The sequence below is a fragment of the Pseudomonas sp. NFACC37-1 genome (assembly GCF_900101575.1).
Taxonomy (GTDB): Bacteria; Pseudomonadota; Gammaproteobacteria; order Pseudomonadales; family Pseudomonadaceae; genus Aquipseudomonas; species Aquipseudomonas fluorescens_AA.
On the sequence record NZ_FMUZ01000004.1, the window covers coordinates 140,406 to 154,292 of the forward strand.

Annotated in this window: 16 protein-coding genes; 10 read left to right on the forward strand and 6 right to left on the reverse strand. The window is 59.8% G+C overall.

Annotated elements, in window-relative coordinates; all coding sequences use genetic code 11:
* Positions 1-72: 72 nt before the first annotated feature.
* Positions 73-729, reverse strand: coding sequence for an alpha/beta hydrolase (locus BLP82_RS06905; protein ID WP_092166252.1), 657 nt, complete (start codon positions 727-729; stop codon positions 73-75).
* Between the two features lie 472 nt (positions 730-1,201).
* Between BLP82_RS06905 and BLP82_RS06910 the strand changes: the two genes are divergently transcribed.
* From BLP82_RS06910 to BLP82_RS06925, 4 genes are all read left to right on the forward strand, one after another.
* Positions 1,202-2,233 (forward strand): amino acid ABC transporter substrate-binding protein, encoded by a 1,032-nt coding sequence (locus BLP82_RS06910; RefSeq protein ID WP_072408945.1) that lies wholly within the window; start codon positions 1,202-1,204, stop codon positions 2,231-2,233.
* A 65-nt stretch (positions 2,234-2,298) separates the two neighbouring features.
* On the forward strand, positions 2,299-3,480 hold the full coding sequence (locus BLP82_RS06915; protein ID WP_092166253.1) for an amino acid ABC transporter permease: 1,182 nt from the start codon (positions 2,299-2,301) through the stop codon (positions 3,478-3,480).
* Positions 3,481-3,490: 10 nt separating this feature from the next.
* Complete coding sequence (locus BLP82_RS06920; protein ID WP_092166254.1) at positions 3,491-4,588, forward strand: amino acid ABC transporter permease; 1,098 nt, start codon at positions 3,491-3,493, stop codon at positions 4,586-4,588.
* An 11-nt stretch (positions 4,589-4,599) separates the two neighbouring features.
* A complete protein-coding gene (locus BLP82_RS06925) occupies positions 4,600-5,364 on the forward strand; it encodes an amino acid ABC transporter ATP-binding protein (RefSeq protein ID WP_003178331.1) in 765 nt (254 codons plus the stop codon).
* A gap of 59 nt (positions 5,365-5,423) precedes the next feature.
* On the opposite strand, the gene BLP82_RS06930 is transcribed toward BLP82_RS06925, so the two are convergent.
* Both BLP82_RS06930 and BLP82_RS06935 read right to left on the reverse strand, forming a co-directional pair.
* Positions 5,424-5,906 (reverse strand): type II toxin-antitoxin system MqsA family antitoxin, encoded by a 483-nt coding sequence (locus tag BLP82_RS06930; RefSeq protein WP_092166255.1) that lies wholly within the window; start codon positions 5,904-5,906, stop codon positions 5,424-5,426.
* Positions 5,903-6,214 carry a type II toxin-antitoxin system MqsR family toxin gene (locus BLP82_RS06935; protein WP_092166256.1) on the reverse strand — a complete coding sequence of 104 codons (312 nt, stop codon included), beginning with the start codon at positions 6,212-6,214 and terminating at the stop codon, positions 5,903-5,905. Before BLP82_RS06935 ends, BLP82_RS06930 begins: the two co-directional genes overlap by 4 nt.
* A 164-nt stretch (positions 6,215-6,378) precedes the next feature.
* On the opposite strand from BLP82_RS06935, the gene BLP82_RS06940 reads away from it, so the two are divergent.
* From BLP82_RS06940 to BLP82_RS06960, 5 genes are all read left to right on the forward strand, one after another.
* Positions 6,379-7,038 carry a FadR/GntR family transcriptional regulator gene (locus tag BLP82_RS06940; protein WP_092166257.1) on the forward strand — a complete coding sequence of 220 codons (660 nt, stop codon included), beginning with the start codon at positions 6,379-6,381 and terminating at the stop codon, positions 7,036-7,038.
* Positions 7,028-8,356, forward strand: a complete 1,329-nt coding sequence (locus tag BLP82_RS06945) for a CynX/NimT family MFS transporter (RefSeq protein ID WP_092166258.1) — start codon at positions 7,028-7,030, stop codon at positions 8,354-8,356. The genes BLP82_RS06940 and BLP82_RS06945 overlap by 11 nt, the downstream gene beginning before the upstream one ends.
* Before the next feature lie 87 nt (positions 8,357-8,443).
* Positions 8,444-8,914: a nuclear transport factor 2 family protein gene (locus BLP82_RS06950; RefSeq protein ID WP_060740798.1), complete on the forward strand. Its 471-nt coding sequence runs from the start codon at positions 8,444-8,446 to the stop codon at positions 8,912-8,914.
* A gap of 40 nt (positions 8,915-8,954) precedes the next feature.
* Positions 8,955-9,278: a GIY-YIG nuclease family protein gene (locus BLP82_RS06955; RefSeq protein ID WP_092166260.1), complete on the forward strand. Its 324-nt coding sequence runs from the start codon at positions 8,955-8,957 to the stop codon at positions 9,276-9,278.
* 80 nt (positions 9,279-9,358) lie between these two features.
* Positions 9,359-10,294: a glutathione S-transferase family protein gene (locus tag BLP82_RS06960; RefSeq protein ID WP_092166262.1), complete on the forward strand. Its 936-nt coding sequence runs from the start codon at positions 9,359-9,361 to the stop codon at positions 10,292-10,294.
* 171 nt (positions 10,295-10,465) lie between these two features.
* On the opposite strand, the gene BLP82_RS06965 is transcribed toward BLP82_RS06960, so the two are convergent.
* On the reverse strand, positions 10,466-10,816 hold the full coding sequence (locus tag BLP82_RS06965; RefSeq protein ID WP_092166264.1) for a glutaredoxin family protein: 351 nt from the start codon (positions 10,814-10,816) through the stop codon (positions 10,466-10,468).
* Positions 10,816-11,820 (reverse strand): nucleoid-associated protein YejK, encoded by a 1,005-nt coding sequence (gene yejK / locus BLP82_RS06970; protein WP_014340016.1) that lies wholly within the window; start codon positions 11,818-11,820, stop codon positions 10,816-10,818. The genes BLP82_RS06965 and yejK overlap by 1 nt, the downstream gene beginning before the upstream one ends.
* A 395-nt stretch (positions 11,821-12,215) precedes the next feature.
* Here yejK and BLP82_RS06975 point away from each other — a divergent pair, with 395 nt between their 5' ends.
* Complete coding sequence (locus BLP82_RS06975; protein ID WP_007905514.1) at positions 12,216-12,497, forward strand: HU family DNA-binding protein; 282 nt, start codon at positions 12,216-12,218, stop codon at positions 12,495-12,497.
* Positions 12,498-12,728: 231 nt separating this feature from the next.
* Here the strand turns inward: BLP82_RS06975 and rlmF are convergent, their stop codons facing one another.
* Positions 12,729-13,754 carry a 23S rRNA (adenine(1618)-N(6))-methyltransferase RlmF gene (gene rlmF, locus BLP82_RS06980; protein ID WP_092166266.1) on the reverse strand — a complete coding sequence of 342 codons (1,026 nt, stop codon included), beginning with the start codon at positions 13,752-13,754 and terminating at the stop codon, positions 12,729-12,731.
* Between the last annotated feature and the right edge of the window lie 133 nt (positions 13,755-13,887).

Sequence of the window (13,887 nt, forward strand, 5' to 3'; positions counted from 1 at the left end):
CCGGCCAGTGTAATGCAAGAAACGGGCGCGGCGTAGTGGGATCGTCAAAGGACCGGCGTGGCGTTTGGCCTCTTAGCGCAACCGTTCGGCCAGCCAGGTGCCGATGTCATGAATCTCCTCGGGTAACACTTCGTGGCCCATTGGGTATTCCTGCCATGTCACGGTGACACCATGCTGCTTCAAGTACTCTTTTGCGGTCCGGCCCATGGGGTTGAGTACCACTTCGTCGTATTGGCCGTGCAGGGCCAGGACCGGAATGCGTTGCTGGCTGGCCGACAATTGCAGTTCATCGCTGAACGTCGGTGCATAAGTAGACAGCGCGATCACGCCGCCCAGTGGCCCCTGCCATTTCACGAAGGCGGTGTGATAGACCACCGCGCCCCCCTGGGAAAAACCGGCGAGGAAAATCCGCGAGGCGTCTATTCCGCTGGCTCGCTGGGTTTCGACCAGGTCGATGACCCGTTGCGCCGAGGCTTCGAGTTGCTGTTCGTCAATGGCCCGCGCCGGGCTCAAGGCGCGGATGTCGTACCAACTGGGCATCTCATAGCCGCCGTTGATCGTTACTGGCTGGGTTGGCGCCTGGGGTAGAACGAAACGTGTGGTGAGCAGTTTTTGCTGCAGCATTTCGGCCACTGGCAGGAAATCATAACGATCGGCGCCCAGGCCGTGGAGCCAGATAACGCACGCGTCAACAGTGCCGCTGGGCTCGAGAATCAAGGGGTCGGTCATGGTCGTGCTCCAAATCTGTGCGGGTGCGCCCAATCAGTGCGTGATTACAGTGCGTTCCCGGTGCCTCAGTTAATTAGATGTCGCAAAGTTGAAAGTTTTTGTCTTGACGTGTTCTACATGGCCCAAGCGCAGCGGTCTGGTACGGGCTTTGCTATGGGGTTGCTGAGTGATGATTCTTACGCTGCGCGGTAACACTATCAGTTAGACGCGTCGCATGGGATATCAGAAATCCGGTGATGAATGTTCGCCAGCAGCCGCTACGGGCTTCGCGAACGTGAAGGGCTACAGCCCGTTCGGCCGATTGGTGAGAGATGAGCATGACCACTGTTTACGGACATCCTCATTATTAGACTCATAGCGAAGGTCCAGACGTCGGTTGACCCTAAAAAAAGCCAACAAGGGTCGGCAATGCCTCAAAAGGGTGCGACAGGGCTCGAGCTCCGACACAACAAGAGCAAAACTGGAGGTTTGAATGAAGTTACTGAAATCCACCCTGGCAATCGTCACTGCAGCAGCAGTACTGGGTGTCAGCGGGTTCGCTCAGGCGGGTGCAACCCTGGATGCCGTGAAGAAGAAAGGTTTTGTGCAATGTGGTGTGAGTGATGGCTTGCCGGGTTTCTCGGTGCCTGATTCGACCGGCAAGATCGTCGGTATCGACGCTGACTTCTGCCGTGCCGTTGCCGCTGCGGTATTCGGCGATGCGACCAAGGTCAAGTTCAGCCAGTTGAACGCCAAGGAGCGCTTCACCGCACTGCAATCCGGCGAAATCGACATCCTGTCGCGCAACACCACCATGACCAGCTCCCGTGATGCCGGCATGGGCCTGAAATTTCCAGGCTTCATCACTTATTACGATGGCATCGGCTTCCTGGTTAACAACAAGCTGGGCGTCAAGAGTGCCAAGGAACTGGACGGTGCAACCATCTGCATCCAGGCCGGTACCACCACCGAGCTGAACGTTTCCGACTACTTCCGCGGCAACGGCCTGAAATACACCCCGATTACCTTCGACACCTCCGATGAAAGCGCCAAGTCGCTGGAATCCGGCCGTTGCGACGTGCTGACTTCCGACAAGTCCCAACTGTTCGCCCAGCGCAGCAAGCTGGCTTCGCCGAAGGACTATGTGGTTCTGCCGGAAACCATCTCCAAGGAGCCTCTGGGTCCGGTCGTGCGTAATGGCGATGACGAGTGGCTGGCCGTTGTGCGCTGGACTGGCTATGCCATGCTCAACACTGAAGAAGCCGGTATCTCTTCGAAAAACGTCGAAGCTGAAGCCAAGGCCACCAAGAACCCTGACGTCGCGCGTATGCTCGGTGCAGACGGGGAATACGGCAAGGACCTGAAACTGCCGAAAGACTGGGTCGTACAGATCGTCAAGCAAGTCGGCAACTACGGTGAAGTGTTCGAGCGTAACCTCGGCAAGGGCACTCCGTTGGAAATCGATCGCGGCCTGAACGCTCTGTGGAACGCTGGCGGCATTCAATACGCACCACCAGTGCGCTGATGGTTCTATCACCCGGTGGGCCAACCACCGGGTGATGTTCTGTTCCATTCCTTGCGGGGCACTTCATGCAAAATTCAATCGGCGCACCTAAGCAGAGGCTCAGCCTCAGCGATCCACGAGTGCGTGCGTGGGTATTTCAGATCGTCACCATCGTGGCGGTTATTTCGCTGGGCTGGTTTCTGTTCGATAACACGCAGACCAACCTCGAGCACCGGGGCATCACTTCCGGTTTCAGCTTCCTGGAGCGCAGTGCCGGTTTTGGCATCGCTCAAACCCTGATCGACTACACCGAAGCGGACAGTTATGCCCGCGTCTTTGTCATCGGGTTGCTCAACACTCTGCTGGTGACGTTCATCGGCGTGATCCTGGCAACAATCCTTGGTTTCATTGTCGGCGTGGCCCGACTGTCGAAAAACTGGATCATCGCCAAAGTAGCCACCGTGTATGTGGAGGTTTTCCGCAACATCCCACCGCTGCTACAGATCCTGTTCTGGTATTTCGCGGTGTTCCTGACCATGCCGGGGCCGCGCAACAGCCATAACTTCGGGGACACCTTCTTTGTCAGCAGCCGCGGCCTGAACATGCCGGCAGCGTTGGTGGCGGAAGGATTCTGGCCGTTCGTGGCCAGTGTCGTGCTGGCGATCGTCGCCATCGTGCTGATGACCCGCTGGGCCAACAAGCGTTTCGAAGCGACCGGCGAGCCGTTCCATAAATTCTGGGTGGGCCTGGCGCTGTTCCTGGTGATCCCTGCGTTGTGCGCGCTGATCTTCGGCGCTCCCGTGCATTGGGAAATGCCGCAGCTCAAGGGCTTCAACTTCGTCGGTGGGTGGGTACTGATTCCCGAGCTGCTGGCCTTGACCCTCGCCTTGACCGTGTACACCGCGGCGTTCATCGCCGAGATCGTGCGCTCGGGCATCAAGTCGGTCAGCCATGGCCAGACCGAGGCGGCTCACTCGCTGGGCCTGCGCAACGGTCCGACCTTGCGCAAGGTGATCATCCCGCAAGCCCTGCGCGTGATCATCCCGCCGTTGACCAGCCAATACCTGAACCTGGCGAAAAACTCTTCGCTGGCGGCCGGTATCGGTTACCCGGAAATGGTTTCGTTGTTTGCCGGTACGGTGCTGAACCAGACCGGGCAGGCCATTGAAGTCATTGCTATCACCATGAGCGTGTACCTGGCGATCAGTATCAGCATTTCCCTGCTGATGAACTGGTACAACAAGCGCATTGCGCTGATCGAGCGGTGAGGAAACGCGCATGACATCCCATACTTTCAAACCTGACATGCCCCCTCCGAGCAACAGCATCGGCGTGGTGGCGTGGATGCGCGCGAACATGTTCTCCAGCTGGCTCAACACCTTGCTGACGTTGTTTGCGTTCTACTTGATCTACCTGGTGGTTCCGCCGATTCTCGATTGGGCGATTCTCGATGCCAACTGGGTCGGCACCACCCAGGCCGACTGCACCAAGGAAGGCGCCTGCTGGGTGTTCATCCAGCAGCGTTTCGGCCAGTTCATGTATGGCTACTACCCGATGGACCTGCGCTGGCGCGTAGACCTGACCGTGTGGTTGGCGGTACTCGGTGTAGCGCCGCTGTTCATCTCGCGCTTCCCGCGCAAGGCGATCTACGGCCTGAGCTTCCTGGTGCTGTACCCGATCATTGCCTGGTGCCTGTTGCACGGCGGAGTGTTCGGCTTGGCCGCGGTGGCAACCAGCCAATGGGGCGGCCTGATGCTGACCCTGGTGATCGCCACCGTCGGTATCGCCGGCGCGCTGCCGCTGGGTATCGTCCTGGCCCTGGGCCGGCGTTCGAACATGCCGGCGATCCGTGTGGTCTGTGTGACCTTCATCGAGTTCTGGCGCGGTGTGCCGTTGATCACGGTGCTGTTCATGTCGTCGGTGATGCTGCCGCTGTTCCTGCCCGAAGGCATGAACTTCGACAAGCTGCTGCGGGCACTGATCGGGGTGATCCTGTTCCAGTCGGCCTACGTGGCCGAAGTGGTGCGTGGCGGCCTGCAAGCCATTCCCAAGGGCCAGTACGAAGCGGCCGCGGCGATGGGCCTGGGGTACTGGCGCAGCATGGGCCTGGTGATTCTGCCGCAAGCTCTGAAGCTGGTGATCCCGGGTATCGTCAACACCTTCATTGCGTTGTTCAAGGACACCAGCCTGGTAATCATTATCGGCCTGTTCGATCTGCTCAACAGCGTGAAACAAGCTGCCGCCGACCCGAAATGGCTGGGCATGGCCACTGAAGGCTATGTGTTCGCTGCCCTGGTGTTCTGGATTTTCTGTTTTGGTATGTCCCGCTATTCCATGCATTTGGAACGCAAGCTGGACACTGGCCACAAGCGTTAGGAGCGTAGTTTATGAGTGAAGCGATCAAACAGCCTGTGAGCCCTGAAGGCATTATTCAGATGCAGGGCGTCAACAAGTGGTACGGCCAGTTCCACGTGTTGAAAGACATCAACCTGAACGTCAAGCAGGGCGAGCGTATCGTGCTGTGCGGCCCGTCGGGCTCCGGCAAGTCCACCACCATCCGCTGCCTCAACCGCCTGGAAGAGCACCAGCAGGGTCGCATCGTGGTCGACGGCGTGGAACTGACCAACGACCTCAAGCAGATCGAAGCGATCCGCCGTGAAGTCGGCATGGTGTTCCAGCACTTCAACCTGTTCCCGCACCTGACCATCCTGCAGAACTGCACCCTGGCGCCGATGTGGGTACGCAAGATGCCCAAGCGCAAGGCCGAGGAAATCGCCATGCATTACCTGGAGCGCGTGCGCATTCCAGAGCAGGCGCACAAGTACCCGGGCCAGCTCTCCGGTGGTCAGCAGCAGCGTGTGGCCATCGCCCGTGCCCTGTGCATGAAGCCGAAAATCATGCTGTTCGACGAGCCGACCTCGGCCCTCGACCCGGAAATGGTGAAGGAAGTACTCGACACCATGATCGGCCTGGCTGAAGACGGCATGACCATGCTCTGCGTGACCCACGAAATGGGCTTTGCCCGCACCGTGGCCAACCGCGTGATCTTCATGGACAAGGGTGAAATCGTCGAACAGGCCGCTCCAAACGACTTCTTCGATAACCCGCAGAATGATCGCACCAAGCTGTTCCTGAGCCAGATCCTGCATTGATCCGGTCTTAGGCAGTGAAATAAACCCGGACGTGTCCGGGTTTGTTTTTAATGGGTCGCTCAGCAAGCCGTGAGGGTCTCGTGTTCCTTGTGCACCGTCGTTTTGAATTGCCTCAAGTCTGCGTCTTCAGCGAAGGCATGGACATCGGCAAGCAAATGCGGATAGCGATCAAGCAGGCGCATCAGCAAGATCACCGCCTTGGGTGGCACTACCTCGCCGCGCTCGTAGCGGGAAAACGCATTGTGTCCACCGCCCGATAGCAGCAGTACCGCTTCCTTTTGCGATAGATGCAGTTTGCGCCGGACACGTTTGATCTCTTCGCCGATCATTCGCCTGGCCGCGTTGACCAGCTCATCACCTGCGTGGTCGTAGCGATCCGAGCAGCTAGAATCGAGCTCGACTTCGCCGCACATCTGACATTCCCAGCCAGACAAGTCATCGACCCGGCGCTCCAGCCCCTTGACGCTCATGGTTTCGCCGCGGCCTTCGAAATGCAACATGCCTTCCGGGGCACCACAGCTGAAGCATTGCTGGTGTTTCATGAGTTTTTCTCCTTGAAGGAAATTACCGGTGGGCCTCCGCTGGGGCGGTACGTCACCTTCAGGTAAATCTGCAGACCGTGTGAATTGGCGTGGTAGACGTCATGCCAGACTCGATGATCGTCATAGGTGGTCATCGATTTGTAGAACTGTTTTCGCTCAAGCTCATGGATGACCTGCTGCATGTCCGAGACGTTTAAACCGAGCGTCCGAGCAGTGTTCTTCGCAGTGCTGGTGAAAGCTTTCCCTTTAAGCCGCCTGACATCTGCCTGTATCGCCGCCAAGGCGTAGTGGGGTGTGTTCTTTTCCATAGAACGGCGTGCCTTGTCCTTAAAATTACCCTCAAAGGGTAATTTTTACTAATCGAAAATCTCGTTTCTTTACCTCCCGTTGACCCTAGGCGGTTGCCGTCCTACGCGAAGCTGACTAACATGTCAGAAAATTCATCCTATGATTGGATGAGGGGGTGAATTCCATGTCAGATATTTCTCCATTAATTAAGCGATCCTTAGTCGATCAAGCCCTGGACCAACTGCGCCAGCGCATCAGTGATGGCGTGTGGGTCGTGGGCCAGCGTTTGCCCACCGAGCCCGAGTTGGTGGCCGAGCTGGGTATTAGCCGCAACACCGTGCGCGAAGCCATGCGCGTGCTGGCGTTTTCCGGGCTGATCGAGATTCGCCAGGGTGACGGCAGTTATGTACGGGCGACGGTGGACCCGCTCGATACCCTCAAGGTGCTGTCGCGCTGTTCGCTGGACCAGGCCCGGGAAACCCGGCATATCCTCGAAGTCGAGGCCATCGGCCTGGCCGCGCTGCGGCGTACCGAAGATGACTTGCTGGCCTTGCGCAAGGCGCTCCAGGCCAGTGGCGAGCATTACCACGGCGACCTGGAGCATTACATCGCCTGCGACCTGGTGTTCCACCGCCTGCTGGTGGATGCCGCGCACAATCCAACGCTCAGCGAGCTTTATCGTTACTTTTCCAGCGTCATCGGCGCGCAGTTGCGCCAGAGCCTCAACATCGAGCCGCGCCATCAACATGTGTTCGACCTGCACGTCGACATTCTCGAAGCCGTCGAACGCCAAGACCCGGAGCAGGCCAAGGCCCTGTGCCGGCAGTTGATCAATGAACCCTGAACCCGAGCTTTCCATGTCCCGCGATCTGCTTGCCCCTGCCACCTCGACGGCGCCCAAACGCGCCGCCGAACTCGAAGAACTGTTGATCGACGCCGAAGCCGACGACGCCCAGGTCCAGCAGAGCCAGCCGTCGGTGCGCCGGCCCTGGTTGTTGCTGCTCGGGCTGATCCTGGTGGCGCTGAACCTGCGGCCGGCGTTGTCGAGCATGGCGCCGCTGCTCAGTGAAGTGTCAAAAAGCCTGGGCCTGTCGGCTGCCCAGGCCGGTTTGCTGACCACGTTGCCAGTGCTTTGCCTGGGCCTGTTCGCGCCGCTGGCGCCAGTGCTGGCGCGGCGCTTCGGGGCCGAGCGCGTGGTGCTGGGGATCTTGCTGGCACTGGCGGGTGGGATTGTCCTGCGCAGTGCGTTCGGTCAGGTTGGGCTGTTCGCCGGCAGTATCCTGGCCGGTGCGAGCATCGGCGTGATCGGCGTGCTGTTGCCGGGCATCGTCAAGCGCGATTTCGCCAGACAGGCCGGTGCCATGACCGGTGTCTACACCATGGCGCTGTGCCTGGGCGCGGCGCTGGCGGCCGGGGCGACAGTGCCGCTGAGCGAGCACCTTGGACACAGCTGGGCCTTGGGCCTGGGATTCTGGGTGGTCCCGGCGCTGCTGGCTGCGGTGTTCTGGTTGCCGCAAGTGGGCCAGAAACACGGCGCCCATCAGGTGGCGTACCGGGTCCGCGGCTTGCTGCGTGATCCCCTGGCCTGGCAGGTGACTTTGTACATGGGGCTGCAATCGTCCCTGGCCTATATCGTCTTTGGCTGGTTGCCCTCGATCCTGATTGGACGTGGCCTGACCCCGACCCAGGCCGGACTCGTGCTGTCCGGCTCGGTCATCGTGCAATTGATCAGCTCCCTCGCGGCACCCTGGCTGGCAACGCGTGGCAAGGACCAGCGCCTGGCCATTGTGATCGTCATGGTCATGACCTTGGGAGGGCTGTTTGGTTGCCTCTATGCCCCCATTGATGGCTTGTGGGGCTGGGCGATATTGCTGGGCTTGGGGCAGGGCGCAACCTTCAGCCTGGCGCTCACGCTGATCGTGTTGCGTTCGCGGGATGCCCATGTGGCCGCCAACCTGTCCAGCATGGCCCAGGGCTTCGGTTATACGCTGGCTTCGCTGGGGCCCTTCGCGGTGGGGGTGGTCCACGACTTGACCGGTGGCTGGAACGCCCTCGGCTGGATCTTCGGCGTGGTTGGCGTGGGGGCGATCATCGCGGGCATCGGCGCAGGTCGGGCGTTGTACGTCGGGGTCGAGAGTGAACGCGTTACCGACCTTCGTTGATATCATTTTCATGGCGAATGACGATAGTTTTCCCTGCGTGGGCAGATTATCGTGCAGGCCTACTGAAACGTTTTTCGGAGCCGGTCCATGAGTGATGCCCACAACGCCTTGATCACCCGTTTTTATCAGGCCTTCCAGCGCCTGGACGCCGACGCCATGAGCGCCTGTTACACCGACGACGTGCTGTTCAGCGATCCGGCGTTTGGCGAGCTGCGCGGGCGCGATGCCGGCGACATGTGGCGCATGTTGACGACCCGGGCCAAGGACTTTTCCCTGACCTTCGATAACGTGCGCAGCGACGAGCGTACCGGCGGTGCTCACTGGGTGGCGACGTACCTGTTCAGCCAGACCGGCAATATCGTGATCAACGACATCCAGGCGCGCTTCGTGTTTCGCGATGGCAAGATCTGCGAGCACCATGACAGCTTCGATCTGTGGCGCTGGTCCCGCCAGGCGTTGGGCACCAAGGGCCTGCTGCTGGGGTGGACGCCGCTGGTGCGCAACGCCGTCAGGGCCCAGGCGCTGAAGGGGTTGCGGGCGTTCCAAGGCAGTCGCTGATAAGATTGCGGCTTGTCTTTGCCCACCTGTTGAACATCTTGTGACGACCGCCGACCTCTCTCCCGATCTGCCTGCGCAAGGCCCAGCCGAAGCGGACAAACCCTGGTTCGTCTACTTGGTACGGGCCGCCAATGGTTCGCTGTACTGCGGCATCAGTGATGATCCGGTGCGGCGCTTCGCCAAGCATCAAAGCGGTAAGGGCGCGCGCTTCTTCCTGTCCAGCCCGGCAGTGGCCCTGGTGTATACCGAGGCCTGTCGCGACAAGGGCGAGGCCCTGCGCCAGGAGCGACTGATCAAAAAGCTCAGGAAAAGCGCCAAGGAATGCCTGGTGGCCAGTGCGCTGTCGCTTCATCAGCCTGGTTGATAGGCCTTTATCAGGCCGGTAGGCTGGCCCGGTCAGGCGCGCTAAGCTGCAAGACTTCATTTCCTGCAGTGGCGAATCTCATGTCAGAGCTGATTCTTCATCATTACCCAACGTCTCCCTTCGCGGAAAAGGCTCGGCTGCTGCTGGGCTTCAAGGGCCTGTCCTGGCGTTCGGTGAGCATACCGCCCATGATGCCCAAGCCTGACCTGACGGCACTGACGGGCGGCTATCGCAAGACGCCGGTATTGCAGATTGGCGCGGACATCTATTGCGACACATCCCTGATCGCCCGTCGGCTGGAGCAGGAAAAAGCCTCGCCGGCCCTGTTCCCCGAAGGCCGGGAAATGCTGGCCGCGTCCTTTGCCGCCTGGGCCGACTCGGTGGTGTTTCAGCATGCGGTGAGCCTGGTGTTCCAGCCTGAATCCGTGGCGGTGCGTTTCGCCAAGCTCTCGCCTGAAGCCATCAAGGCGTTCATCAGCGACCGCGCCGGGCTGTTCAGTGGTGGTACGACCACACGCTTGCCTGCCAACCAGGCCAAGCACCAGTGGCCGACGATCATGGCGCGCCTGGAGCAGCAGTTGCAGCGCGAGGAGGGCGATTTCCTGTTGGGTGAGCCGTCGATTGCCGACTTCGCCATGGCCCATCCGCTGTGGTTCCTCAAGGGCACCCCGGTGACCTCGCCGCTGGTGGACGCGTATCCGGCTGTTTCGGCATGGTTGGCGCGGGTGCTGGGTTTCGGCCATGGTGCGTCAAGCCAGATAAGTGCCGAAGAAGCCTTGGATGTTGCCCGCAACGCGACACCGCAAGCGCTGCCGGATGAGTCGTTCGAAGAGCCGAACGGGTTCACCGCAGGGCAGCAGGTGACCATCGCCGCGACGGACTATGGCGTTGATCCGGTGGCAGGGGAGTTGTTGTTTGCGGGTAGCGAAGAGTTGATTCTGCGTCGCGAAGATGAGCGTGGCGGGGTGGTGCATGTGCACTTTCCGCGGTTCGGGTTTCGGATCGAGGTTCGCTGATGGTGCAGACTTTGGACTTTTATTGGATGTGAGTCCGTATTCGCGAGCAAGCCCGCTCCCACAGTGGAACTGTGTTGGTCACAGGTATTGTGTTCAATGAGATCCAACTGTGGGAGCGGGCTTGCTCGCGAAGGCGGTATGACTGACGCACCGTAATATTGGGCAAATCGATTACATCAACGCCTTGAGAATATTCTCCGGCTCGTACCCACGAATCAACGTGCCATTCACATCGAGGATCGGAATCCCCCGACCACCCAGCGCCTCGTAGGCCTTGCGCGCCTCGGGGTCCTTCTCGATATCGAACTCGCGAAACGGCACGCCTTTCTCATCCAGGAACCGTCGGGTGGCCTTGCAGTAGCCGCACCAGTCGGTGGCATACAGCACGACCCGAGCATGGGTTCGGACCTGCTCGGAAACCATCTGTGATGGGTTGAACACCCGCTCGATCTTGCCCCAGTTCTGGTACGCCACCACTACCAGCAGAATCAGCAGAAACTTCTTCAGCGCCCTAGCGAGCATCAATTACGCCGCTTGAGCTGGTCGGTCAGCGAGGTCGGCAACCCCTTGATGATCAACGTACCGGCTTCCTCGTCATACTCGATCTTGGAGCCCAGCAAGTGCGCCTCGAAGCTGATGGACAAGCCTTCGGCGCGACCGGTGAAGCGGCGGAACTGGTTGAGGGTGCGTTTATCCGCCGGGATTTCCGGCGACAACCCGTAGTCCTTGTTGCGGATGTGGTCGTAGAAGGCTTTCGGGCGATCTTCGTCGATCAACTCGGACAGTTCTTCCAGGCCCATGGGTTCGCCGAGCTTGGCCTGACTGCTGGCGTAGTCCACCAGGGTCTTGGTTTTTTCCCGGGCATCGTCTTCCGGCAAGTCTTCGCTTTCGACGAAGTCACTGAAGGCCTTGAGCAGGGTGCGGGTCTCGCCGGGGCCATCGACGCCTTCCTGGCAGCCGATGAAGTCGCGGAAGTACTCCGAGACCTTCTTGCCGTTCTTGCCCTTGATAAATGAAATGTACTGTTTCGACTGTTTGTTGTTCTGCCATTCCGACACGTTGATCCGCGCCGCCAGGTGCAGCTGGCCCAGGTCCAGGTGGCGGGACGGGGTCACGTCCAGTTCATCGGTCACCGCCACGCCTTCGCTGTGGTGCAGCAGGGCGATGGCCAGGTAGTCGGTCATGCCCTGCTGGTAATGGGCGAACAACACGTGGCCGCCCACCGACAGGTTGGACTCTTCCATCAGTTTTTGCAGGTGTTCCACCGCCACCCGACTGAACGCGGTGAAATCCTTCCCGCCATCCAGGTACTCCTTCAGCCAGCCGCTGAACGGATGCGCCCCGGACTCGGCATGGAAAAAGCCCCAGGCCTTGCCTTGCTTGGCGTTATAGCTTTCGTTGAGGTCGGCGAGCATGTTCTCGATGGCCGTGGACTCTGCCAGTTCGGAGTCGCGGGCATGGAGCACCGCAGGGGTGCCGTCGGGTTTTTTGTCGATCAGGTGGACGATGCAATGACGGATCGGCATGGATTTCTCGGCTGATGAAAGAGAGGAGGGCGTGCTCCCCGAAAAGGGCCCAGTGTACCGCAATCACTGGTTTTGGAACCCGGCAAAGGACCTTTCAGGCCCGTCCGACTGCCTATATGCATTTTTTTAACGTTTTAGCGCAAGAAAGCTGACCAAATGGGTAGCTAGAGGCGGATATTTCAGAGGCGTTGTGCTAGTTTTGCCCGGTCTTACGCGAAGTCACTGCGTTAAGCGTGCATTCAGCATCTGTCAGGTCGAACCAAACCCGGTTTTCGGCATCTATTACCCCGATCCGTCGTGGTGATTGCCGAGGGTGCCTGATCCAGAGAGATCGGGCTCGATGGCTGACACTGCACTCTGCAATCCATATGAATTTGATAGGGAAGGAACACTACATGGCTCTTACTAAAGACCAACTGATCGCTGACATCGCTGAAGCCATCGACGCGCCAAAAACCACCGCGCGTAACGCTTTGGACCAACTGGGCCAAATCGTTGCCGATCAGCTGGAAAACGGCGGCGAAATCACCCTGCCAGGTATCGGCAAGCTGAAAGTCACCGAGCGTCCTGCCCGTACCGGCCGTAACCCTTCGACTGGCGCTGCCATCGAAATCGCTGCCAAGAAAGTGATCAAGCTGGTTGTGGCCAAAGGCCTGACCGACGCGGTCAACAAGTAAGATCGCTGTAAAAAAACCGTGCCTCGGAGTGATCCGGGCACGGTTTTTTATTGCCTTGGAAAAAGTGGCCTGTGGTGAGGGGATTTATCCCCGCTTGGGCGCGAAGCGCTCGCAAGACCTGACACCCGAGTTGACTGCTTTTAGGGCCGCTTCGCAGCCCAGCGGGGATAAATCCCCTCGCCACAGGGTTCTTTTGCTGGCTGAAGGATTGGTGGTGAGCGCTATGCCGATTCAGCCCTTGCGAACCCAACGCGCCTGGCGCCACGCCTGTTGCTGGGCCTCGGTCTGGAAGGTCCAGGCCACGAAACGACTCTGCTTCTGGCCTTGGGACATCTCCACTACGTGGCTGTGCAGCGCCCCGGCCTTTTTCAGCGCGGCCTGAATCGCCGGCAGGTTCGACACCTTCGACACCAGGGTGCTGAACCACAACACTTGGCTGGCCAATTGTGCGCTTTCGCTGATCAATTGCGTGACGAATCGCGCTTCCCCGCCCTCGCACCACAACTCCGCGGCCTGGCCGCCAAAATTCAGCACCGGCAGCTTGCGCTTCGGATCGGCCTTGCCCAGTGCCCGCCACTTGCGCTGGCTGCCCTTGGTGGCTTCTTCCAGGGAGGCGTGGAATGGCGGGTTGCACATCGTCAGGTCGAACCGTTCGCCATCCTCCAGCAGGCCCAGGAGGATCTGCTTGCGGTTGGCTTGCTGGCGCAACTGGATGGCCTTGTTCAAACCATTGGATTGGACGATGGCCTTGGCCGAGGCAATGGCGGTCGGGTCGATCTCCGAGCCGAGGAAGTGCCAGCGGTAGTCGCTGTAGCCGATCAGCGGATAGACGCAGTTGGCGCCGGTGCCGATGTCCAGCACCTTCACCGCCGCACCCCGAGGGATCTCTCCGTCGTTATGGCTGGCGAGCAAATCGGCGAGGAAATGCACATAGTCGGCGCGACCTGGCACCGGCGGGCACAGGTAATCGGCCGGAATGTCCCAATGGGCGATGCCATAGAAGGATTTGAGCAGCGCCCGGTTGAACACCCGCACCGCGTCGGGGCTGGCGAAGTCGATGCTTTCCTTGCCGTACGGGTTGATGATCACGAACTTGGCCAATTCAGGCGTGGACTTGATCAACGCCGGGAAGTCGTAGCGGCCCTGGTGACGGTTGCGTGGATGTAGGCTGGCCTTTTCCCGCGGCGCCACGGCTTTGGCCTCGGTGGTGGACTTGGGCTTCTGGCGTGCAGGTTTGGGTGTGCGGGGGGCGGTCATTGGCGGGTCGATTCGGGGATGGCTCAAAAAGTGGCGGGTATTGTCCCACATCCAGACTGGTCTTGATGACTGCGCAGTTCAAATGTGGGAGCGAGCTTGCTCGCGATGGCGGCGACACATCCAGCATTGATGC

Bases quoted from the DNA above. Each gene is read 5' to 3' on its own strand.
- BLP82_RS06905 (WP_092166252.1), bottom strand. From the start codon at position 729: ATGACCGACCCCTTGATTCTCGAGCCCAGCGGCACTGTTGACGCGTGC.
- BLP82_RS06910 (WP_072408945.1), top strand. From the start codon at position 1,202: ATGAAGTTACTGAAATCCACCCTGGCAATCGTCACTGCAGCAGCAGTA.
- BLP82_RS06915 (WP_092166253.1), top strand. From the start codon at position 2,299: ATGCAAAATTCAATCGGCGCACCTAAGCAGAGGCTCAGCCTCAGCGAT.
- BLP82_RS06920 (WP_092166254.1), top strand. From the start codon at position 3,491: ATGACATCCCATACTTTCAAACCTGACATGCCCCCTCCGAGCAACAGC.
- BLP82_RS06925 (WP_003178331.1), top strand. From the start codon at position 4,600: ATGAGTGAAGCGATCAAACAGCCTGTGAGCCCTGAAGGCATTATTCAG.
- BLP82_RS06930 (WP_092166255.1), bottom strand. From the start codon at position 5,906: ATGAAACACCAGCAATGCTTCAGCTGTGGTGCCCCGGAAGGCATGTTG.
- BLP82_RS06935 (WP_092166256.1), bottom strand. From the start codon at position 6,214: ATGGAAAAGAACACACCCCACTACGCCTTGGCGGCGATACAGGCAGAT.
- BLP82_RS06940 (WP_092166257.1), top strand. From the start codon at position 6,379: ATGTCAGATATTTCTCCATTAATTAAGCGATCCTTAGTCGATCAAGCC.
- BLP82_RS06945 (WP_092166258.1), top strand. From the start codon at position 7,028: ATGAACCCTGAACCCGAGCTTTCCATGTCCCGCGATCTGCTTGCCCCT.
- BLP82_RS06950 (WP_060740798.1), top strand. From the start codon at position 8,444: ATGAGTGATGCCCACAACGCCTTGATCACCCGTTTTTATCAGGCCTTC.
- BLP82_RS06960 (WP_092166262.1), top strand. From the start codon at position 9,359: ATGTCAGAGCTGATTCTTCATCATTACCCAACGTCTCCCTTCGCGGAA.
- BLP82_RS06965 (WP_092166264.1), bottom strand. From the start codon at position 10,816: ATGCTCGCTAGGGCGCTGAAGAAGTTTCTGCTGATTCTGCTGGTAGTG.
- yejK (WP_014340016.1), bottom strand. From the start codon at position 11,820: ATGCCGATCCGTCATTGCATCGTCCACCTGATCGACAAAAAACCCGAC.
- BLP82_RS06975 (WP_007905514.1), top strand. From the start codon at position 12,216: ATGGCTCTTACTAAAGACCAACTGATCGCTGACATCGCTGAAGCCATC.
- rlmF (WP_092166266.1), bottom strand. From the start codon at position 13,754: ATGACCGCCCCCCGCACACCCAAACCTGCACGCCAGAAGCCCAAGTCC.